At 70.0% G+C, this 18,816-nt stretch carries 19 protein-coding genes, 2 tRNA genes and 1 pseudogene; 12 read left to right on the forward strand and 10 right to left on the reverse strand.

Features of this window, described 5'->3' with window-relative positions:
* Positions 1–43: 43 nt before the first annotated feature.
* The 3 genes and pseudogenes from AABA78_RS25250 to AABA78_RS25260 form a co-directional block, all read left to right on the forward strand.
* Positions 44–571, forward strand: coding sequence for a hypothetical protein (locus tag AABA78_RS25250; protein WP_338266542.1), 528 nt, complete (start codon positions 44–46; stop codon positions 569–571).
* A gap of 205 nt (positions 572–776) precedes the next feature.
* A complete protein-coding gene (locus AABA78_RS25255; protein WP_338267208.1) occupies positions 777–953 on the forward strand; it encodes a helix-turn-helix domain-containing protein in 177 nt (58 codons plus the stop codon).
* Positions 950–2,164 (forward strand): annotated as a pseudogene (locus AABA78_RS25260) (tyrosine-type recombinase/integrase); the annotation flags it as partial. The gene AABA78_RS25255 and the pseudogene AABA78_RS25260, both read left to right, overlap by 4 nt.
* 22 nt (positions 2,165–2,186) lie before the next feature.
* On the opposite strand, the gene AABA78_RS25265 reads toward AABA78_RS25260, so the two are convergent.
* The 7 genes from AABA78_RS25265 to AABA78_RS25295 all read right to left on the reverse strand — a co-directional run bounded on the left by AABA78_RS25265 (position 2,187) and on the right by AABA78_RS25295 (position 6,467).
* Positions 2,187–2,261 (reverse strand) — tRNA-Leu (locus tag AABA78_RS25265).
* A gap of 22 nt (positions 2,262–2,283) precedes the next feature.
* Positions 2,284–2,359, reverse strand: a tRNA-Pro gene (locus AABA78_RS25270).
* A 264-nt stretch (positions 2,360–2,623) separates the two neighbouring features.
* Entirely contained in the window at positions 2,624–3,211 is a 588-nt protein-coding gene (locus AABA78_RS25275; protein ID WP_338266544.1) for an NIF family HAD-type phosphatase, read from the reverse strand.
* A 57-nt stretch (positions 3,212–3,268) separates the two neighbouring features.
* Positions 3,269–3,898: a hypothetical protein gene (locus tag AABA78_RS25280; protein ID WP_338266546.1), complete on the reverse strand. Its 630-nt coding sequence runs from the start codon at positions 3,896–3,898 to the stop codon at positions 3,269–3,271.
* Between the two features lie 69 nt (positions 3,899–3,967).
* Complete coding sequence (locus AABA78_RS25285; RefSeq protein ID WP_338266548.1) at positions 3,968–4,747, reverse strand: hypothetical protein; 780 nt, start codon at positions 4,745–4,747, stop codon at positions 3,968–3,970.
* Positions 4,744–5,160, reverse strand: a complete 417-nt coding sequence (locus AABA78_RS25290) for a hypothetical protein (RefSeq protein WP_338266550.1) — start codon at positions 5,158–5,160, stop codon at positions 4,744–4,746. Before AABA78_RS25290 ends, AABA78_RS25285 begins: the two co-directional genes overlap by 4 nt.
* 68 nt (positions 5,161–5,228) lie before the next feature.
* On the reverse strand, positions 5,229–6,467 hold the full coding sequence (locus AABA78_RS25295) for a styrene monooxygenase/indole monooxygenase family protein (RefSeq protein WP_338266552.1): 1,239 nt from the start codon (positions 6,465–6,467) through the stop codon (positions 5,229–5,231).
* Positions 6,468–6,656: 189 nt separating this feature from the next.
* On the opposite strand from AABA78_RS25295, the gene AABA78_RS25300 reads away from it, so the two are divergent.
* The 3 genes from AABA78_RS25300 (at position 6,657) to AABA78_RS25310 (ending at position 10,985) form a co-directional block, all read left to right on the forward strand.
* Positions 6,657–7,754 (forward strand): vWA domain-containing protein, encoded by a 1,098-nt coding sequence (locus tag AABA78_RS25300; protein WP_171412092.1) that lies wholly within the window; start codon positions 6,657–6,659, stop codon positions 7,752–7,754.
* Between the two features lie 98 nt (positions 7,755–7,852).
* Positions 7,853–9,844, forward strand: a complete 1,992-nt coding sequence (locus AABA78_RS25305; RefSeq protein ID WP_338266555.1) for a hypothetical protein — start codon at positions 7,853–7,855, stop codon at positions 9,842–9,844.
* Positions 9,845–9,953: 109 nt separating this feature from the next.
* Positions 9,954–10,985 (forward strand): hypothetical protein, encoded by a 1,032-nt coding sequence (locus AABA78_RS25310; protein ID WP_338266557.1) that lies wholly within the window; start codon positions 9,954–9,956, stop codon positions 10,983–10,985.
* Positions 10,986–11,039: 54 nt separating this feature from the next.
* Here the strand turns inward: AABA78_RS25310 and AABA78_RS25315 are convergent, their stop codons facing one another.
* Positions 11,040–11,186, reverse strand: coding sequence for a hypothetical protein (locus AABA78_RS25315; RefSeq protein WP_338266559.1), 147 nt, complete (start codon positions 11,184–11,186; stop codon positions 11,040–11,042).
* A gap of 68 nt (positions 11,187–11,254) precedes the next feature.
* On the opposite strand from AABA78_RS25315, the gene AABA78_RS25320 reads away from it, so the two are divergent.
* A complete protein-coding gene (locus AABA78_RS25320; RefSeq protein ID WP_338266561.1) occupies positions 11,255–12,283 on the forward strand; it encodes a lipase family protein in 1,029 nt (342 codons plus the stop codon).
* Between the two features lie 80 nt (positions 12,284–12,363).
* Positions 12,364–13,515, forward strand: coding sequence for an LOG family protein (locus AABA78_RS25325; RefSeq protein ID WP_338266564.1), 1,152 nt, complete (start codon positions 12,364–12,366; stop codon positions 13,513–13,515).
* Positions 13,516–13,533: 18 nt separating this feature from the next.
* Here AABA78_RS25325 and AABA78_RS25330 read toward each other — a convergent pair whose 3' ends face one another.
* Complete coding sequence (locus AABA78_RS25330; RefSeq protein WP_338266566.1) at positions 13,534–14,118, reverse strand: HesA/MoeB/ThiF family protein; 585 nt, start codon at positions 14,116–14,118, stop codon at positions 13,534–13,536.
* 11 nt (positions 14,119–14,129) lie between these two features.
* Positions 14,130–14,378: a hypothetical protein gene (locus AABA78_RS25335; protein ID WP_338266569.1), complete on the reverse strand. Its 249-nt coding sequence runs from the start codon at positions 14,376–14,378 to the stop codon at positions 14,130–14,132.
* 166 nt (positions 14,379–14,544) lie between these two features.
* Between AABA78_RS25335 and nfi the strand changes: the two genes are divergently transcribed.
* The 4 genes from nfi (at position 14,545) to AABA78_RS25355 (ending at position 18,784) form a co-directional block, all read left to right on the forward strand.
* Positions 14,545–15,261, forward strand: coding sequence for a deoxyribonuclease V (nfi, locus tag AABA78_RS25340; protein WP_338266572.1), 717 nt, complete (start codon positions 14,545–14,547; stop codon positions 15,259–15,261).
* The gene (locus AABA78_RS25345) at positions 15,258–15,473 is read left to right on the forward strand and encodes a DUF2905 domain-containing protein (protein ID WP_120530061.1); all 216 of its coding nucleotides are present in this window, start codon (positions 15,258–15,260) and stop codon (positions 15,471–15,473) included. Before nfi ends, AABA78_RS25345 begins: the two co-directional genes overlap by 4 nt.
* A gap of 343 nt (positions 15,474–15,816) precedes the next feature.
* Positions 15,817–18,165, forward strand: a complete 2,349-nt coding sequence (locus AABA78_RS25350) for a GMC family oxidoreductase N-terminal domain-containing protein (protein ID WP_338266575.1) — start codon at positions 15,817–15,819, stop codon at positions 18,163–18,165.
* A gap of 103 nt (positions 18,166–18,268) precedes the next feature.
* Positions 18,269–18,784: a DUF2267 domain-containing protein gene (locus AABA78_RS25355; protein WP_338266577.1), complete on the forward strand. Its 516-nt coding sequence runs from the start codon at positions 18,269–18,271 to the stop codon at positions 18,782–18,784.
* The last annotated feature ends 32 nt before the right edge of the window (positions 18,785–18,816 follow it).

The following is an 18,816-nucleotide window of genomic DNA, read 5'->3' on the forward strand; positions in this document are numbered from 1 at the left end:
TTGGTCGTTTGACACAGGGACTCATCGCAAGCAGCCGGGCCTGTTGGCGCCCCCGCTCGTGTGCGGCAGCGTTGCGACGCGCGACCTCGGGAGCGAGCGGCTACTCGACAAGGCGCAGGCCCGGCACTTCTTCAGCAACACGATTGCCGACCCCGACGTTCACCTTGTCGGCGCAAACTTCGCCTACGACCTGGGAGTGATGGCTGCGGACAACCCGCGGCTGATTGCTCTCATCTTCGAAGCGCTCGACCCGGGACGTTTGCATTGCGTCCAGATTCGCGAAGCCCTGATCGACATCGCGAAGGGCCTTCACGGCGTCGATCCGACGACCGGGCGCAAGCTCAAGAATGACGAAGGGGCCCGATGCCCGCTTGCGTTGCTTGTGAAGCGCCACTTCGGCCTCGACATCAGCGAGAAGAGGAATCCGGAGGCGTGGCGCTTGCGTTTCGGCGAACTCGATGCCGTGCCGATTGACAATCGCGGCTGTGCACTCGCGAATGATTCGGTAACCGTCGGCGACAGCTTGGGACGCCTGTTTGTCTGGGCACCACCCGCGAAGCGCGCAGCCTGAACCACGGCCAGAATCCGCACCCATTTAGAGATTGCGAGCGGGGCCATATCGCGCACCGCCCGCACTCCCAGCAATCAAGGTGCAAGATGATCACGCCCCCTGCCACATCGCCCCGCGTGGTGCTGCCGAAGCTCGCAACGAAGTTCCCCGTCACGCTCCCGTTTCGAGGCCGGTCGAGCCAGTGAACCTGCCCGAATTCCTGACCGTGGACGAAGTCGCAGCCCTTCTTCGCGTGAACCGAAAGACGCTCTATGAGTCGATTCGGCTTGGTCAACTTCCCGGGGTCGTTCGCGTAGGCAAATCGCTGCGGATCCGCCGTGCCTCCCTGGTAGCGTCTTCCTCCGGTAAGGGCCGCGATTCTGACGACGGGAAGCAACGATGAGCGTCAGGTTGCGGAAGTGGAAGACCAAGGACGGGAAGCCAGAGGAGGCGTGGCAAGTGGACTTCGTGTTTCAGCACGTGGACGGACGAAAGCAACGGGTCGTGAAGTTCTCGCCCGTGCAGACCCGCCGGGGTGCTGAGCAATACGAACGTGAACTGCGCAACGCTCTTCTCAACGGGACTTTCGGAAAGGAGAAGTGTGGCGAGGAAAGCCCCATCACCCTCGCGGAGTTCACGCCGCGATTCCTCACCTACAGCGAGAACAACAACAAGCATTCCAGCGTCTTCAGCAAGAAGCAGATCCTCGCGCACCATATCCTGCCGTTCTTCGGGACGCTGGCGCTTGCGAGCATCGGGTCGGCTGAGATCGAGGACTTCAAGGCGCTCATGCGCAAGAAGAAGTCTGCGGCGCATCCCCGGAAGGAAATCGCCACGAAGTCAGCGCTCCGGAAGCGGTTGAATGTGGAACCCAAGCCCCTGAGCTTGAAGACCATCAACAACGTTCTGGCCGTACTCCAGAAGCTGCTGTCGCTCGCGGAGGAGCAGCGGGTCGTCCCACAGGCCCCGCGTGTGAAGCACTTCGGGAAATTGCGGAAGCCTGATTTCGACTTCCTGACCTTCGATGAGGCCGAGCGACTAGTCTCTGCGGCTGATCCGGAGTGGCGCCCCGTGCTGCTGGTCGCCGTCAAAGCGGGGCTGCGGCAGGGCGAACTGGTCGGGCTCCAGTGGAACGATCTGGACCTGCCGCGCGGCACGCTTCACGTCCGCCGAACCATCTGGCGCGGGGTGGAGGGCTTGCCGAAGGGTGGGCGCGAGCGGTCAGTCGAACTGCCTGCGTCGGTGGTGGATGCCCTCAAAGCCCACCGGCACCTGCGGGGGCGCTTCGTGTTCTGCCAAGTGAACGGAGAGCACCTCACCCCAGGCAGAATGGCCGGGCCTCTTCGCCGTGCACTTCGGGATGCAGGCATCACCCGCGCCGTGGGGCAAATCGGCTGGCACGACCTGCGGCACACCTACGGGAGCCACCTTGCGATGAACGGGGTTCCGCTGAAGGTGATTCAGGAGCTGATGGGGCACGCCACCATCGAAATGACGATGCGCTACGCCCACCTGAGCCCTGACAGCCGCAGGACGGCGGTCAACGTCCTGGACCGTCCGCTCGCTCCGGCGTGCGACATACGTGCGACACGCGGGGAGGGTGCTGCCAACCACTCGCAAATACAGGGCGAAACAGTGCCGAAGGCGGGATTCGAACCCGCAACCTCCGCGTTCTGAGCGCGGCGCCTCTACCAAGTTGGGCTACCCCGGCGGGGTTTGTCTTTGAGGTGAAGTCGGGATGACTGGATTCGAACCAGCGACCTTGTGCGCCCGAGGCACACGCTCTTGACCAGACTGAGCTACATCCCGATGAGCTTTGCGTCCTCGAGGGAGGACCCGGACATGACTGAGGCCGGGTCCCCCCTCGGGATCCCGGCCTCTGTCCATGCCCGTCCCGGGGTTACCGGGTGGCGGCGTGGGTCAGGTGCCGGGGGGACTGCCGCGGAACGAGGCGATGGCCAGGTCCAGGCTGTCCGGAGTGGGCTCCATGTCGGTGGTAGGTAGCGGGTTCAGCTCGTCGCGCTTCGTCATGGGCATCACTCCTTTCTTGCTAGAGAGGGACGCGGCGGAAAATCAGTCCTGACACGGCTGCTCGCGCCAGTTCCGCTTTTCGATGCACCGGACGTTGTCCACGTCCGCGAGCGTCGCCAGATACCGGCCCAGGTCGAGCAGCTCCGTGTCGTGCTCCTGGCCTTCGTACTCGTGGACGTAGATGGCGTTGCCGTGGTTGTGGATGCACTTGGCCGGGCTGTCGTCCACAATCAGCACGCGATCCAGCCGGTAGCCCCGCCGCCTCAGCTTGCGCAGCTTCTTGACCCAGCCGTAGTGGACGCCCGGGTCGAGGAACCCGTCCCGCTGCACGCCGGCCCGGTCGAGCCCGTACGTGCACCGGCTCCGCCCCCAGACGAAGTCCAGCTCAATCCCCTGCGGAACGATCCGCTTCACGAGCTCCGCGACGTACTTGTCGGCCCCTGCCGACCAGATGGCGAGCCGGAACCGGGTGGCGCACTCCCGCAGGAAGGGCTCCAGGTTCGGGCGCACGTGGACGAAGTACCCCAGGACCTGGAAGTCCGCCTCCCGGGCCAGAGGCTGCTCGCTCGCGTGGACCAGGGTCTCATCCAGGTCCAGGATCAACAGGATGCTGTCCGTGGGCGCCGTCACCGGTGTGTGTCTCCCTGCCAGTGACGACGTCCGTCGGTTAACGGAAATGACGCGGCGTCACTGCACGCCGGGCGCGCGGAACACCTGGCCGTTGCGGCCTTCCAGCACGAGGCTCGCCTCGTCGGAGCTGCCCACGCGCAGCTCCACGCGGGGCTGGCCTCGCCGGTCCACCAGGAGCAGGCCGGGCGAGCCCTCCTCGTCCGCGCCCAGGATGGCCCGGGGCCGTCCCGTCACGTCCGCCAGCTCCAGCCGCGACGAGCCGTCCACCTGGAGCCCCACGGAGAACAGCTCCGCGCCTCCGGACTTGGACAGCGTCAGGCGCGGCGCCTCGTCCGAGAACACCATCAGCTCCGCCAACGACTCGCCTTCCGCCGTGGAGAAGCGCAGCCGGGGCGAGTCGTCCTCGCCCACGCCCAGCAGGGCCCTGGGGCGGCCCTCGCTGTCGTTCAGCACCAGCGCCGCGCCACCCTGGCGGTTCGCCTCCAGGCTGGCCCGTGTGCGGCCCCTGGCGTCCTTGAGCACCAGGCGGGAGGCGACCAGCTCCCCCGCGTGCGGCGGCGGTGCCTCGTCACGCAGGGCCGCGGTTCCCAGCCCCGCCCCGGCCAGCACGAAGGCCGCGAGGGTGAGGCCCTGCCACCTTCGAAGCCGGCCTTCCAGCCGCTCCATGCGCGCGTCCAGTGAGTCCATCCCGGCGTCGCCTCCTGTCCCACCCAGGTGGGACGGCGGGAGGCTAGCAGAGCCCGGCTCCCCTCGCTGTCAGCGGGGCAGGAAGAGGAGCAGGAGCGTGGGCACCGCGGCGACGAGGATGCCCACCCCGAGCGCGAGCACCATCTGGAGGAAGAACAGGTCCTCCAGTGTCTCCTCCAGCACTCCCTCCAGCCGGTCGATGGCCAGCGTCTCCAGCTCCCGCACCGCGGAAGGCATGTCCGGCGACGTCAGCACCGCTCGCAGGGCGATGAGCCCCAGCACCCGGCGGGACTGCTCCATGAGGAAGCCCTCCAGCCACCCGGCGCGGGACGATGCCGACTCCTGCTCGGGCTCGAGCATGCGCTCCGCCACCGACTGTTCGATGGCACGGGTGAGCTCCGCGCGGCTGGGCGTACCGGCCCCACGCAGGCGCCGGGCGACCTGCAACGTCGCGGGCTTGAGGATGGCGTACGCGTAGCCCATCAGCCCCCGCGCCCGGACCTCGCTCGCGAGCCGTGAGCTGACGCCGTGGAGCATCCACACGTAGCCCCCCGCCACGGCCAGGGCCAACGGCGTGAGCACGACGCTCAGCACGTCCAACCAGGCCGGCGTCGGGGCCGCGCCGGTCCAGCGCGGCGCGAGGACGAAGACGCCGGCCAGCGCGAGGCCGAAGCACCCGAAGACGAAGAAGCCCTTCAGCACACCCTTCACGCCGGAGCCGAGCAGCGCGGGCACCATGGCGACGAGGCTCCGCAACCCCGCGCGAGCCATGCCCCCCATGGACTCACGCGGAGGCGCCGCGAGGGATTCCTCGTCCGAGGTCCTCTGCTTCAACGCCGCCTGGCTCATGACGAGCGCTCCATGGATGCAAGGCCCAGCTCGGCCGTGGCCCACTGGTCCACCTGTTCGGCGGAGGGCGGTGACACCGGCACGTCGGACTTGAGCTCACGCCGACGCCGCCACCACATCAGGAGCGCGGCGGCGCCGAAGAGCACCGCCCCCACGGCCAGCCGGGGCAGCAGCCAGGGAATGGGGCTGGACCGGGAGTCCTGACGCTCCTTCCACCACGCAGTGCCCGTCCCAATCAGGGCGAGCACGCCCGGAATGGCGGCCATGCGCCACAGGGTCCCGCTGTCAGGCCCCGGCACGAGCGCCAGGAGCCCCAGGAACACCGTCGTGGTCCACAGCAGGATGCGTCCCAGCCGGAAGTTCGTGAGCCCCACCAGCACGGCCGCGACGGGCTTCGAGCCCTCACCACTCATGTTGCGTCCCCCATGGGGACGTCATCTTAAAGGAGGCCGGCCCGCCCCAAAAGCCGGCCCCCGGGGACCTACGCGGCGGAGGCCTGCTGGATGCGGGCCTCCGTTTCGGCCGGGCTGACGATCCAGGGCCAGAAGCGCTGCGGCTCTCCGAAGTTGTCGAAGAATGTGTCCGCCAGCGTGGACACCGCCGAGGCCGCTCCGAGGTAGCGCAGCACGTGGGGCGGAGGTGGCTGGAGCAGCATGTTGGTGAACGCGGTGATGAACTGACCTTCCGTCCGCCAGAAGTGCTCGAAGGTCTGCTCCATCCAGTCCGGCGTGAAGGGCTGGTCGCCGTGCTCGAGGATGGCCCGCGTCACCGCATGGGCCTGCTTCGACGCGCTGTTGAGCCCCTGGCCCGCGATGGGGTCGTTGAGCATGACGACGTCCCCCATCCCCATCACCGCCCGGCCCGAAGGCAGCCGCCCCACCGGCTTGCGCACCGTGGGCGTGAACGCGCCGGTGAGCCAGGAGGACTCGTCCACGATGGCGGCGCCCTCCAGCCGCTCCGCCACCCAGGGAGAGAAGTCGCGCAGCACCTGCTTCATCCGCTCCAGCGCCTCCCGCGCGGTGTTGACGCCGCCGAAGCGATCCAACCCCTGCCCGGGGATGGCCTCCAGCAGGATGCAGTTCAGCGGACCCCGGATGCGGTCGAAGTACGGCATGGAGAAGTACTCGCCGTGGCCCGCCGCCAGGATGAACTTGAGCGCGGGGTAGGGCGTCTCGTGCAGCGGCTTCATGCCGCTGACAATCATTGCCGTGAGGTGGCGCTGCGGTTGCGTGTGGACGCTGCGCTCGGCGTCCCGTTCGAACAGCCGGGTGAAGCTGTTGCGCCCCGTCGTCACGACCACCAGGTCATGTCCCGGGACGAGCGCCTCCAGCGCGTCCACGTCCACGTCCCGCACCACCACGGTGCCGCCGCGCCGCTCGAACTCCGCGAGCCAGCGCGAGTACTTCGCCCGCAGGTCCAGGGCCTTGCCCGGATGGAGGATGCGCCCCTGGACGCGGAGCGCCCGCTGGCCGGGGGCCGCGCAGACGTCCAGGTCGCCGCCCCGGGCGTACTCCCCCGGCCCCTTCCAGAAGTCCAGCCCCAGCTCCTGCTCGTACTGGTACGCGCGGCCGAAGAGGTACGTGGTCGCCGCGAGCCGGGCGTTGAAGAGCTGCTCGGGCGTGCGGTCCGAGTAGACCGTGACGGTGTAGCCCTTCTCCAGCAGGCCGAAGCCCAGCTGCAGTCCCGCCTGGCCCGCGCCGATGATGCCGATGTTCCTCATGGTTCCCCCTGGGTGGTTCACGGGGGTCTGACACCCCGCCAGGGCACTACGCAACGAGGGGCCCGGTCTGGCAACGCACGGAGGTACGAGGCCGCCCGGAATCCGACGCCGGCGGCCCCCTTCCATGTCAGACCCCGCACGTATTGTTCCTTCCGTCGCAGCGAGGAAACGAACGAGGGGGAGTGCGCCATGACGATGTCTGTGATTGATAATCGCGTCGAGGTCGTCTTCAGCTTTGACACCACGGGCAGCATGTATCCGTGCCTCGCGCAGGTGCGGAAGAAGCTGGGGGCCGCCGTGGCCCGCCTGACGAAGGAGATCCCGGGCATCCGCATCGGCATCATCGCGCACGGGGACTACTGTGACGCGGGGTCCACCTACGTGACCAAGGCCCTGGACCTCACGGATGACGCGAAGGCCATCACCCGCTTCGTGGAGAAGGTGGGCCAGACGGGCGGCGGCGACGCGCCCGAGTGCTATGAGTTGGTGTTGCACGAGGCGCAGGGCCTGTCCTGGACGAAGGGCTACACGAAGGCGTTCGTGCTCATTGGCGACGACGTGCCGCACCCGCCCCAGCACAACCCGAAGAAGCTGGACTGGCGCAAGGAGGTGGCCGCGCTGGGGGCCATGGGCGTGCCGGTGTATGGCGTCCAGGCGCTGAACCGCCGTCACGCGACGTCGTTCTACAAGGAGCTGGCGGAGAAGTCGGGCGGCTTCCACCTGAGCCTGGATCAGTTCGCGCACGTCACCGACATGCTGCTGGCCGTCTGCTACAAGCAGTCGTCGGACGCGCAGCTCCAGGCCTACGAGGCGGAGGTGTCCCGTGAGGGCCGCATGAACCGCGGCCTGAACGCGATGTTCAACACGATGCTCAAGCGGGCCGCGTCCACGCTGTTCGGTGAGACGGACCTGCGGGCGGTGCCGCCGGGGCGCTTCCAGGTGCTGGAGGTGGAGGCGGACAGCGCCATCAAGGAGTTCGTGACGGAGAACGGCCTGGGCTTCAGGACGGGGCGCGGCTTCTACGAGTTCACCAAGACGGAGACCATCCAGGGCCGCAAGGAGGTGGTGCTGATGGACCGCAAGTCCGGTGACCTCTACAGCGGCGAGCGCGCGCGGGAGATGCTCGGGTTGCCGCCGGGAGAGACGGTGCGCATCCGGCCCGCGAGCCTGGAGAAGTACGTCGTCTTCGTCCAGAGCACGTCCGCCAACCGCAAGCTCAAGGGCGGCACGAAGTTCCTCTACGAGGTGGAGGACTGGGACGGCGCGCGCGGCAGCGCCGCGGCCTGATTAACCGCATTTAATCGCGTTTAAGCACGCTCCCCCCGGACGCGTTGGTAGAGCCACGTCTCAAGCGTGAGCCCACGCGTGTCGAGGGGGAGTGTTTCGTGAAGATCCAGTTCCGCGGTCCCGCGCAGTCGCAGCCGTTGCAAGAGAACAAGCCCGTCCTGGCGAAGGTCGAACCGCCTCCCGCGCGGCCGGTGGTGTCGAACCCGGTCCAGCAGCGGCGGAACGAGGACTCCTTCACGACCGATACGCGGACGCGCCAGGCCCGGCTCCTGGGCGGAAGCACCCCCTTCCAGGCCTTCGGGACGCCCACGCCCGTGCCCCCGGCCGGCACCCCCGTCCCTCCGGGCGGCACCGTCAGCGGCACCGTGCTTCCCCCGGGCGGCCCCATCATCTCGACCGCACAGGTCATCACGCCCACGCCCACCACCCAGGCAGGGGCGGTCTCTCCGGAGGTCCAGGCGGCCGTCGACACCCTCAACGCGTTCCCGCCGGAGGAGCAGCCCTATGGCCTGACCACCCTGCTGGGGGAGCACCGCGGCACGAGCGCCGAGGACGTCGCCTTCCGCCGGGAGCTGATGGCCGCCCTGGGCTCGGACCGGGTCGCGCAGCTGATGACCCAGCTGCGCGGCTTGCCGGACCAGGGCCCGGGGCTCGCCAGGACCCTCCTGTCCGCCGCCACCGAGTCCTACTCCGTCGAGGACCAGGGCAAGCTGGTGCAGGCGCTGGGACCGGAGCTGCTCGGCGAGGCCCTGGCCTGGGGCGTCCAGAACGCGAGCAACCCCCTGGGGACGGACCGGGAGGCGAACGAGGCCCGGATGCAGGGGCTCTCCAGGATGATGGGCGCGCTCCACTCGCTGCCCCCGGGCTCGCCGGGCCAGGCCGAGGCCGCGGCGGCGCTGGCGGGCATCCAGCAGGGCAGGCCGGAATGTGACGCACCCGGCGCCTCCACCGCGGCGTGGATCGTCGCGAACTCGGGCAGCGATGCGCTGCGGAGCGAGTTCGCCAACGGCTACCTGGAAGCGTTCAAGGCCGACCCGTCGTCGCTCGCTCCCGAGGAGGCCCGCGCCGTGGCGTGGGCCCTGGGCTCCATGACCCAGAGCCCGACGGACGGGCTGGGGCCCATCGTGGACCTCTCCGACACGCAGCGCACGCAGTTCCTGGGCACGCTCACCGCCGCGGAGGCGCCGGAGCTGCAGACGGGGACGCACTTCCAGGAGGCCGCGCGGGCCGGGGTGAACGAGTTCTTGATGGACGTGGCCCTCCTCAACCCGGGCAGCTTCTCCAACCCGCAGGCCGCGAGGGACCTGCGCATCGACGCGTTCCAGCAGGCCGCGCTGGCCGTGGACGGGGACTTCCTCCAGGACAGCCCGGGGACCCACCGCGCGCTGGCCACCATGTTCGCGGCGGACACGGAGGGCATCGTCAACGCGTCCGCCAACACGGAGAACCGCTTCGCCGAGGCAGGGGACAAGCCGCTGGCGAAGTTCTTCGACCATGTCGCCTTCCGCAGCGACGACAGCCGGAGCTTGGTGACGGATGCCCTGAAGAAGTACCTGGGCGTGGGGGCCGAGCAGGGCATCGTGGACGAGCTGGCCGCGAACAAGGGCGCCGACGCGTTCATGGCGAGCCGTGGCAACGTCCTGGCACGCAACATGGGGTTCGTCCTCGGCTCGCTCTTCCAGGGTTCGCGGAGCGCGCTCGCGAACATCGAGGACGAGGCGGCGCGCAAGAAGGCCATCGTGGACGTGATGGGCAGCCTGGTGGAGAGCACGATCGAGGCGAGCCCGGTGGCGGGCGCGTACTCCCAGCTCAAGAGCGGCACCGGGGATCAGGCGAGCGTGGAGAAGGTGTTCGACTGGATTGGAAACCACTTCGCCGGCGATGCGGACGCGAGCAAGGACGCGGTCACGAAGCTCTCCGGCGCCATCATCGAAGGCGCGTGGGACCCCTTCTTCGGGGACTCCGCCCTGACGGGGGCCATCCCCGAGCAGCTCATCAACATGTTCGGGCTGATCAACATGGGCGTCTCGAGCGCCGATGGCCGCACGGGCGACCCGAACCTCAACATCGGCGGCGGCTACATCCCCTGAGCTGCCCGGGCTGGACCGCCGCGCGGGCCCTGAAGCGCGGCGGCCCCTCTTGCAAGTGTGCGTGTGACGCCACTACAAACGCGCCGCTGCTTCACCCGAGGGGGTTTACGTGTATCGAAAGAATGTCCCTGGCGCGCTGCTCGCGCTGGGGTTGCTGATGGCGGTGAGTGCCCAGGCCGAGGTGGTGTACGCGCAGGCCACCTTCCTGCTCAACAAGAACCAGCTCTCCGCGGTGAACTACCGCGGCAAGGGCGTGGCCATCCCCGTGGGGGCGAAGGTCGCGGTCATCGAGCGGGACGACGACGAGATTCGCTGCAAGGTGATGGACTCGGGCGCCGAGTTCCGGTTCGTGACGCACCGGAGCCTGGGCAAGCCCATCAACGTGCTGTTCGCCGGCTTCTTCGCGCCGGAGGACCCCGCCGCGCGCATCGCCGCGCTGTCGCCCGAGGACCAGAAGCAGGTCCGGGCCGGAGAGCTGGCCCGGGGCATGTCGCGCGAGGCCGTGCTGCTGACGGCCGGTCCGCCGCCGCCGCACCGCACGCCGTCGCTCCAGGGCAACCGCTGGACGTACTGGAGCTCGAAGTTGTCCACGTTCGAGGTGGTGTTCGGCGCGGACGGCAAGGTCGCGTCCGTTGGCAACGAGCCCGCGCCCGCGCCTGCTCCCGCGCCGGTGGTGGAGAAGACCTACTACCACGCGACCGCGAACTTCCATTTCGACGACGGCACCGTGTCCTGGGTGAACTACCTCAAGGGGCCCATCATCCCGTTCAACGCGCGGGTCGAGGTGCTGGACAAGGGCTCGTCCTCCGTGAAGTTCAAGGTCGTGGAGACCGGCTCGGAGCTGGAGTTCGCGAACGACGCGCGCTCGGGTTCTGAGACGTGGAAGCTGTTCCAGGCCGCGTTCGCGCCGGAGGACCAGGCCGGCAAGCTGGAGGCCCTGTCGCCGGAGGACCGCAAGAAGGTCTCCGCGTCGGAGGTGGAGCCCGGCATGAGCCGCGAGGCCGTGCGCATGGCGTGGGGCCCTCCGCCCCCGCATGAGACGCCCTCGTTCAACTCCAGCACCTGGACGTACTGGAAGTCGAAGACGGCCAAGGTGCGGGTGAAGTTCGGCAAGGACGACAAGGTCGCGTCCATCGAGTAGCCGCGAAGGACGTCGCAAGACGTGATGTGATTGAGGCGTGACGGCTCATCGCCGTCACGCCTCGATATTTTTCTGGGCGGTGGCCTGCACGCCCTGCGTGATGCCCAGCTCCGACGTGTCGGTCGACGCGTCGAAAGCGCGCGGGGAAGCCCACTCCGCGAGGTCTTCCGAGGGAAGCGGCGTGTGGCATGGGCGCTGCAATCAGCTTCCGGCAACGGCTGGCGACATGCCTCGCCCCGTTCCACCCGCCACATTCCTCGGAGTTGATCATGACGACCACGACCGTTGCCGCCGCCGCCCGTCCGCAGCCGGGCCCGCATGCCACGCCGCCCGAGCCCGTGCTGAACGCGACCCAGGTGCTGGGCCTGGGGCAGGGCGTGGTCGCGGCCTACTCCTCCTTCAACGGCAAGGACTCCTCCGCGCCGTCGGGCTGGACGCAGGCGGACAGCCTCACGGCGTGGGTGCCGAACAAGGGCGGGGTCGCGGAGGCGTTCGGCCTGTGGTTCACCTCCAACGCGGACTCGAGCACGGCGATGCTGGCGCTGCGCGGGACCGTGACGGCGGCGGACACGAGCGCGGACGAGCAGTACGCCACCACGTCCTTCGCGCCCTTCTCCGGCGCGGCGATGTCCCCCGTGCCGCAGGTGCACAGCGGCTTCTGGGGCATCTACACCGGCACGGGCACCGGCGTGCCGCAGTCGATGCAGGCGCAGGTGTTCGCGTGGCTGAAGGCAAACAGCATCCAGACGCTCTACGTGACGGGCCACAGCCTGGGCGGGGGGCTGGCGGAGCTCCTGGCGTTGGACCTGGCGGTGAGCCAGCCGTCGCTGAGCGCGACCACCGTCACGTTCGCGGCGCCGAAGGCGGGGCTCGCGGATTCGTGGGGGACGGCCTACGCGCAGTACGTCACGAATCCCGCGACGGTGCGTGTGGTCAACCAGTACGACGTGGTGCCCACGCTGCCGCCGTCGTGGATGGCGCCGAACTACGCGCAGGTGGGCGTGGAGTTCGACGTGCTCTTCTTCCACAAGCTCGGGGACACCAGCACGCAGGAAGCGACCATCCGGCACGAGATGGACAACTACCTCACCGTGCTCACCCAGGCGCTGCCCGCCACGCCCCAGATCTACGTGGGACCCTTCGCGGACGGCGTCTACACGGACAGTTCGAGTGCCCCGCTCCAGGACACCAGCGTGGCGCCCACCGCGGACAACATCGCGAGCGCGAAGGCGTCCGTGAAGGCCCTGCCGCAGCAGCCGGTGGCGCAGCCGCCGCGCCGGCAGGTGGCGGTGAAGTAGGGGACTCCACGGCGCGCCTGACACGCTTGCGTCCATCGGGGATGATCCGCCGGGACCATCCCCCTTCACGGAGCGTTCACATGACGGAGCTCGAGACCCTGGCTGCCTTCGAGCAGCACCTGCGCGACGGCCGGAGCCTGGCCAACGTCATCCTCCAGGGGCTGGACCTGCGCGCGTCGAGCGGCGCGTTGCTGCGCGCGGACCTCACCGGCACCGTCTTCCTGGGCTGCCTCCTGGAGCCCGCGACCCTGCAACAGGTCCTCGCGCGGGGCGCCATGGTGTTCCCGCCGTTCACCGGGCTGCCCTACTGCCCGTACCGGGGCAGCCTCTACACGCCGGAGGAGCTGTACGCGGGCTTCGACCCGACGCGTCCGGACACGTACGCGGACACGCTGGACGCGCGCATCTACGCGCACTGGAACTCGCGCGGTGGGGCCCACCCGCCGTCCCTCCTGGAGACGCTGGCGCAGCGGCTTCACGACCACGCCATCAGCGACGCGCTGGAGGAGGCGCTGCTGGACCAGGGCAGGCCCCGCAGGGTGGTGGCCATCATGGGCGGGCACTCGATGCTGCGGGGGCAGGAGGACTACCGCTCCGTCGCGGAGCTGGCCCGGGCGCTGGCGCGCCTGGGCTTCTTCCTGGTGAGCGGAGGCGGCCCGGGCGCCATGGAGGCCACGCACCTGGGCGCGTGGTTCGCGGGACGCGCGGACGAGGACCTGGACGGGGCGCTCGCGGTGCTGGCGCGGGCTCCGTCCTACAAGGACCGGGACTGGCTGGCGCGCGCCTTCGAGGTTCGCGCCACCTGGCCCCTGCGCGACGCGGCGGCGATGGGCGACAGCCTGGGCATCCCCACCTGGCTCTACGGCCACGAGCCGCCCAACCCCTTCGCCACGCGCATCGCGAAGTACTTCGCCAACAGCGTGCGCGAGGAGGGCCTGCTCACCATCGCGCGGGGCGGCGTCGTCTATTCACCCGGCAGCGCGGGCACCGTGCAGGAGATCTTCCAGGACGCCTGCCAGAACCACTACAACACCGTGGGCGTCATCAGCCCCATGCTCTTCCTGGGCCGCGAGTTCTGGACGAAGACCCGGCCCGTGTACCCGCTGCTGGAGCACCTGGCGCGGGGACAGGAGTACGCGCGCCACCTGCTCCTCACGGACTCGAAGGAGGACATCGTCCAGGCGCTCGTGCGCTTCGACCAGGAGCGCGAGGCCCTGGCGCGGGCGGGCTGACGGTGCCGGCTTGGAGGCTCAGCCCTGACCCGCGACCGGGGTGACGGCGTTCAGGTTCACGAAGGCGTCCCGCTTCACCCCGTGCTCGTGGAAGTCCTGCACCGCCCGCGCGAGCGTCGCGGCCAGCAGGCCCAGGAGCGGCAGGTGCTCGCCGCCCTCGCAGGTGGCCTGGCCCCGCGTGTCCTCGGCGTCGGGCGTGAAGCGCTCATCCCAGCGCACCAGCCCGAACGTGCCGTCCGCGGACACCGCGCCGTGCACCAGCGGCGTGCCCGTCTTCCGGGCGTGGTCGCTGAGCAGTTGGCGGCTGTCCTGGTTGTCGAAACAATCCACCAGCAGGTCCGCGCCCTTGCAGAGCGCCTCCACGTTGTCGCGCGTGAGGCGCACGCCGAAGGCCTCCGCCTTCACGCCGTGCAGGTTGTGCAGCTGGAGCTTCAGCGCCTCCGCCTTGTTCTTCCCGACGGACGGCTTCACGTAGGCCTGCGACAGCAGGTTCTTCGACTCCACCCGGTCGAAGTCGATGAACACCCGCGTCGCGTCCAGGTTGCGGCACAGCAGCGCCGCCGCGGACCCGATGGCCCCCACGCCACAGAAGACGATGCGCATGGCGGCGGTCCTCAGCACGCCCCGAAGGGCACCTTCGGACGCAGGTAGATGCGCTCCTCGCCGTGCGCGCCCCGGAAGCGGTCCACGACGTAGTGCTGGAAGGCCTCGTCCCGCAGCTCGAAGCGGTGCAGGCCGGGCACGCCGCCCGAGCGCACCAGCTCCACCGCGATGCGGCGCACGTCGGTGTCACTGATGTGCCGCTCCAGCTCCACCGGCACGTCCGCCGAGTGTCCGTCGAGGGTGATGTTGAGCGTCGCCATGGCTTCGAGCCTCCAGGAAGGGAACCCTGCCCCGGGACGGCGCCCCCAGGCCCTGCCTGACAACCCGGCCCGGTCCCTGCCCGTCCGCTCCTGCACGCAGGGGGAGGGAGCGGCGGTCACACCGCGCCCAGGCGATGCACAGTGTTGGGTTCACGGGAGGGAACCCATGGAGTCACCGCGAGCACCGCATGCCTGGAACGTGACGCCCACGGAGGCCGTGGCGCTGCAGAAGCGCCTGCGCGAACAGCTCATCCTCGAGCCGCCCCCGGGCCTGCGCGTCACCCGCCTGGCGGGCGCGGACATCTCCACGGAGAAGGACAACGACACGGGCTATGGCGGCATGGTGGTGCTCGACGCCGCGACGCTCGCGCCGGTGGCCCGCGCCGTGGCGGCGGTGCCGCTGACGTTCCCCTATGTCCCCGGCCTGCTGTCCTTCCGCGAGCTGCCGGTGCTGGCCGCCGTCTGGGCCCGGCTCACCGTCCGCCCCGACGTGCTCATCTTCGACGGCCAGGGCACCGCGCACCCGCGACGGGTGGGCATCGCCTGTCATGGCGGGCTGCTGTTCGACATCCCGTCCATCGGCTGCGCCAAGTCGCTGCTGGTGGGCACGCCCGGGAAGCTCGCGGAGCGGCGGGGCGCCACCTCCCCCATCACCCACAAGGGCGAGGTGGTGGGCATGGCGGTCCGCACCCGCGCGGGCGTCAGCCCCGTGTACGTCTCTCCCGGCCACCGCATGGACCTGGACACCGCCGTGGAGTGGGTGTTGAAGGCGAGCCCCCGCTACCGCGAGCCGGAGACGACGCGCCACGCGCACCGGCTGGTGAATGCCTTCCGCCGCTCGGGAGGCGAGGCTGCGGAGCTGGAGGAGGGGAGCCCCGCATGAAGTCCATGGGCCTGATGCTGGTGGTGGCGGGCCTGGGGCTCGTCGTCGTGGGGCTGCTGGTGTGGGCCGGGGCCTTCTCCTGGTTCGGCCGGCTGCCGGGTGACATCCGCGTGGAGAGCGGCAACACGCGCTTCTTCGCGCCGCTGGCGTCCATGCTCGTCATCTCCGTGCTGCTCAGCCTGGGCGCCTGGGTGCTGCGCCGCTTCTTCTGATTCCTCAGGACTTGAGTCCTGGCCCTGTCAGCGCCGCGCCGTGCGAACTGGTCCGACAGTCGGACCAGTTGGGGACGACCGGGGCCGGGGCCCGGGAGGATTTCCACTCAAGAACGCGCGCCCTTCGCGTCTGTCCGGCAGGACCCGACCGGGCAGGTGGGCCGCCTGCTGTCCGGGCGGGCAGGTGGGGGCCTGTCCTGGAGGACAGGCGGAGGGGCTGGCCAGACGGGGAGTGGATCCGCGCCGTTGAACCGCGCAGCATGCGGACCCCTCCTGGCGTCAGCGGTAGGGAATAAAAAGCGGTCTCTGGAAAAAGGCGGCGGTCAGGCCGCCAGGAGTGAGCATGCGCAGGCTGTCATCCCCGTGGAGCGAGCTGGCATCCCATTACCCCGTGGTCGTCGTGGGGTCTGGCTATGGCGGGGGGATCTCCGCCAGCCGCCTGGCTCGCGCGGGGCAACAGGTCTGCGTGCTGGAGCGCGGCCGGGAGATGCACCCGGGTGAGATGCCGCGCACGCCCGCGCAGGCCGTGGCGGAGTTCCAGCTCCACTGCGCTCCGGGCCAGGGCGACCTGGACGTGGGCAGCCCCACGGGCCTCATCGAGGTCCACCGCAACGGCGACGTGTCCGTCATCGACGGCTGCGGCCTGGGCGGCACGTCGCTCATCAACGCCGGCGTGACGATGCGGCCCGACCCCCGCGTGTTCGAGGATCCCCGCTGGCCGGAGGCCCTGCGCGCCGACGTGCACGGGCTGCTGGAGGACGGCTTCGCGCACGCGGAGCTGATGCTGCGGCCGCTGCCGTACCCGGAGGACCATCCGCCCCTGCAGAAGCTCAAGACGTTCGGCATCTCCGCGCAGAAGCTGGGCGGAAGGCTGACGCGGCCGCCGGTGGCGGTGACGTTCGAGGCGGGCGTCAACGCCGCGGGCGTGCGGCAGCCGGGGTGCTCGCTGTGCGGGGACTGCGCCACGGGCTGCAACACCGGCGCGAAGAACACCGTGCTGATGAACTACCTGCCGGACGCCCACGCGCACGGGGCCCGCATCTTCACGGAGGTGGCGGTGCGCGCGGTGGTGCCGGACGGCGCGAAGTGGCGCGTCTACTACCGCCCCCTCAACACCGGCCGCGAGCGCTTCGACGCGCCCGACGCGTGGCTCACCGCGGACCGGGTCATCCTGGCGGCGGGCACCATGGGCACGGCGGAGATCCTCCTGCGCTCGCGCGAGCGCGGCCTGTCCCTGTCCTCGAAGCTGGGCCACCGCTTCAGCAGCAACGGCGACGTGCTGGCCTTCGGCTACAACCTGGACATGCCTGTCCACGGCGTGGGCCACGGCGAGCAGGACCACGAGACGCGCGACCCGGTGGGTCCGTGCATCGCGGGCGTCATCGACCAGCGCGACACCGCGCGGCTGGACGAGGGGATGATCATCGAGGAGGGCGCCATCCCCGGCGCGCTCGCGTCGCTGATGCCCGCGGCGCTCGCGGGGGCCGCGGCGCTGGTGGGCGAGGACACCGACGAGGGCATCCTGGACTGGGTGCAGGAGCGGCTGCGTCAGGCGGACAGCCTGGTGCGAGGCCCGGACCACGGCGCGGTGGAGCACACGCAGACGCTGATGGTGATGTCCCACGACGAGGCCAAGGGCGAGCTGCGGCTGGAGCACGACCGCGTGCGCCTGCACTGGCCGGACGCCGGCCGCGATCCGCAGCTCACCCGCGTCGAGGAGCGCCTGCGCCGGGCCACCGCCGCGCTGGGCGGCACCTTCGTGCGCTACCCGCTCTGGTCGGAGGCCTTCGGCAAGGAGCTCTTGTGCACGCACCCGCTGGGGGGCTGTGTCATGGCCGACCGGGCGGAGGACGGCGTGGTGGACCACGAGGGGCGCGTCTTCTCCGGCGCCTCCGGCCGCGCGGTGCACGAAGGGCTGTACGTGTCCGACGGGTCGGTGGTGCCGCGCTCGCTGGGCATCAACCCGCTGCTCACCATCTCCGCGGTCGCCGAGCGCGCCTGCGCGCTGATGGCCCGGCGTTACGGGTGGACCATCGACTACGCGCCGCTGCCGGAGGCGGACGCCCGTCCGGCCCCCGGGCCCGTGGGCGTGCGCTTCACGGAGACGATGCACGGCTTCGTGTCCGGTGACGTGAAGGCCCCGCACCTGGAGGCCGGGGACCCGGAGCGCGATGACGCCACGCCGCTGCGCTTCGTGCTCACCGTGACGGCGGAGGACCTGGACGCGACGCTGCGCGACGCGCGCCACCCCCTGAAGCTGATGGGCACGGTGACGGCGCCGGTGGTGTCGTCCCGCCCGCTGGTGGTGAAGCGCGGAGAGCTGCGCCTGATGACCCGCGAGCACGCGCGGCCGGGCGGCCAGCGGATGGAGTACCTGCTCCACCTGCTCAGCGAGGCCGGCGAGGCGTACTACCTGGAGGGCTACAAGGACCTCTACGACGACCCGGGCCTGGACCTGTGGAAGGACACCACGACGCTGTTCGTGTCCCTGCACCAGGGCGACGGGCCGGAGGCGCCGTGCATCGGCCGGGGCTTCCTGCGGCTGACGGCCGAGGAGTTCGCCCGCCAGCTCACCACCCTGCGCGTCCTCAACGCCCGGGACGGCGTGCACCGGGCGGAGGCCCTGGCGCGCTTCGGCGGCTTCTTCTTCGGGGCCCTCTGGGACACCTACGTCCGGCGCGTGGCCGCCTAGCAGTCAGGCAGCCGGCGGACAGTCCAGCAGTCCGCGATGGCGTGCCCTCCGGGGCGGGCATGGGCACCCTGTTACCCACCGGGACTGACAGGGAGGAACCCCCATGGCTGAAGACCGTGATCCGCAGCGCCGTTCGGGCACACCCCAGGACGAAGAGCCCGCGGAGGAGCGGCGCGAGCTGTCCATCGAGGAGCGGCGTGCGCGGCGCAGTGCGATGCGGGCCAGTCAGACGTATGCCCGCTTCATCGACCACCTCTGCGAGCGGGGCGGCATGTCCCCGAGCGTCGCCCAGCAAGCGGCCGTCTCCGTGCTCTGCGGCCTGGAGCAGCGCATCCAGGTGGAGGAGTCACACGACCTGGAGGCCCAGCTGCCGCGCAAGCTCACGGAGCTGCTGCATCGCTGTGAACGCCATGACGCCGAACCCCGTCCGGAGAAGTTCGGCCGCGACGAGCTCCTGAAGCAGGTGGGCGACGACCTGGCCCTGCATCCGGACGCGGTGGAGCCCGTGGTGCGCGCGGTGATGGACGCCGTCCGCCATCAAATCAGCGAAGGCGAGGCGGAGGACGTGAGCGCCCAGCTGCCACCGGACATCCGCCACCTTTGGCTGCCGACGATGTGAAGCGGGCTGTTAAGGTCTCCGGCACACGCTTG

This window comes from Corallococcus caeni, from assembly GCF_036245865.1.
In the GTDB taxonomy this organism is placed as follows: Bacteria; Myxococcota; Myxococcia; order Myxococcales; family Myxococcaceae; genus Corallococcus; species Corallococcus caeni.

Coding starts and splice junctions, on each gene's coding strand:
- AABA78_RS25280 (WP_338266546.1), bottom strand. CDS start 3,898: ATGGACTCACTGGACGCGCGCATGGAGCGGCTGGAAGGCCGGCTTCGA.
- AABA78_RS25285 (WP_338266548.1), bottom strand. CDS start 4,747: ATGAGCCAGGCGGCGTTGAAGCAGAGGACCTCGGACGAGGAATCCCTC.
- AABA78_RS25290 (WP_338266550.1), bottom strand. CDS start 5,160: ATGAGTGGTGAGGGCTCGAAGCCCGTCGCGGCCGTGCTGGTGGGGCTC.
- AABA78_RS25295 (WP_338266552.1), bottom strand. CDS start 6,467: ATGAGGAACATCGGCATCATCGGCGCGGGCCAGGCGGGACTGCAGCTG.
- AABA78_RS25300 (WP_171412092.1), top strand. CDS start 6,657: ATGACGATGTCTGTGATTGATAATCGCGTCGAGGTCGTCTTCAGCTTT.
- AABA78_RS25320 (WP_338266561.1), top strand. CDS start 11,255: ATGACGACCACGACCGTTGCCGCCGCCGCCCGTCCGCAGCCGGGCCCG.
- AABA78_RS25325 (WP_338266564.1), top strand. CDS start 12,364: ATGACGGAGCTCGAGACCCTGGCTGCCTTCGAGCAGCACCTGCGCGAC.
- AABA78_RS25330 (WP_338266566.1), bottom strand. CDS start 14,118: ATGCGCATCGTCTTCTGTGGCGTGGGGGCCATCGGGTCCGCGGCGGCG.
- AABA78_RS25335 (WP_338266569.1), bottom strand. CDS start 14,378: ATGGCGACGCTCAACATCACCCTCGACGGACACTCGGCGGACGTGCCG.
- nfi (WP_338266572.1), top strand. CDS start 14,545: ATGGAGTCACCGCGAGCACCGCATGCCTGGAACGTGACGCCCACGGAG.
- AABA78_RS25345 (WP_120530061.1), top strand. CDS start 15,258: ATGAAGTCCATGGGCCTGATGCTGGTGGTGGCGGGCCTGGGGCTCGTC.
- AABA78_RS25350 (WP_338266575.1), top strand. CDS start 15,817: ATGCGCAGGCTGTCATCCCCGTGGAGCGAGCTGGCATCCCATTACCCC.
- AABA78_RS25355 (WP_338266577.1), top strand. CDS start 18,269: ATGGCTGAAGACCGTGATCCGCAGCGCCGTTCGGGCACACCCCAGGAC.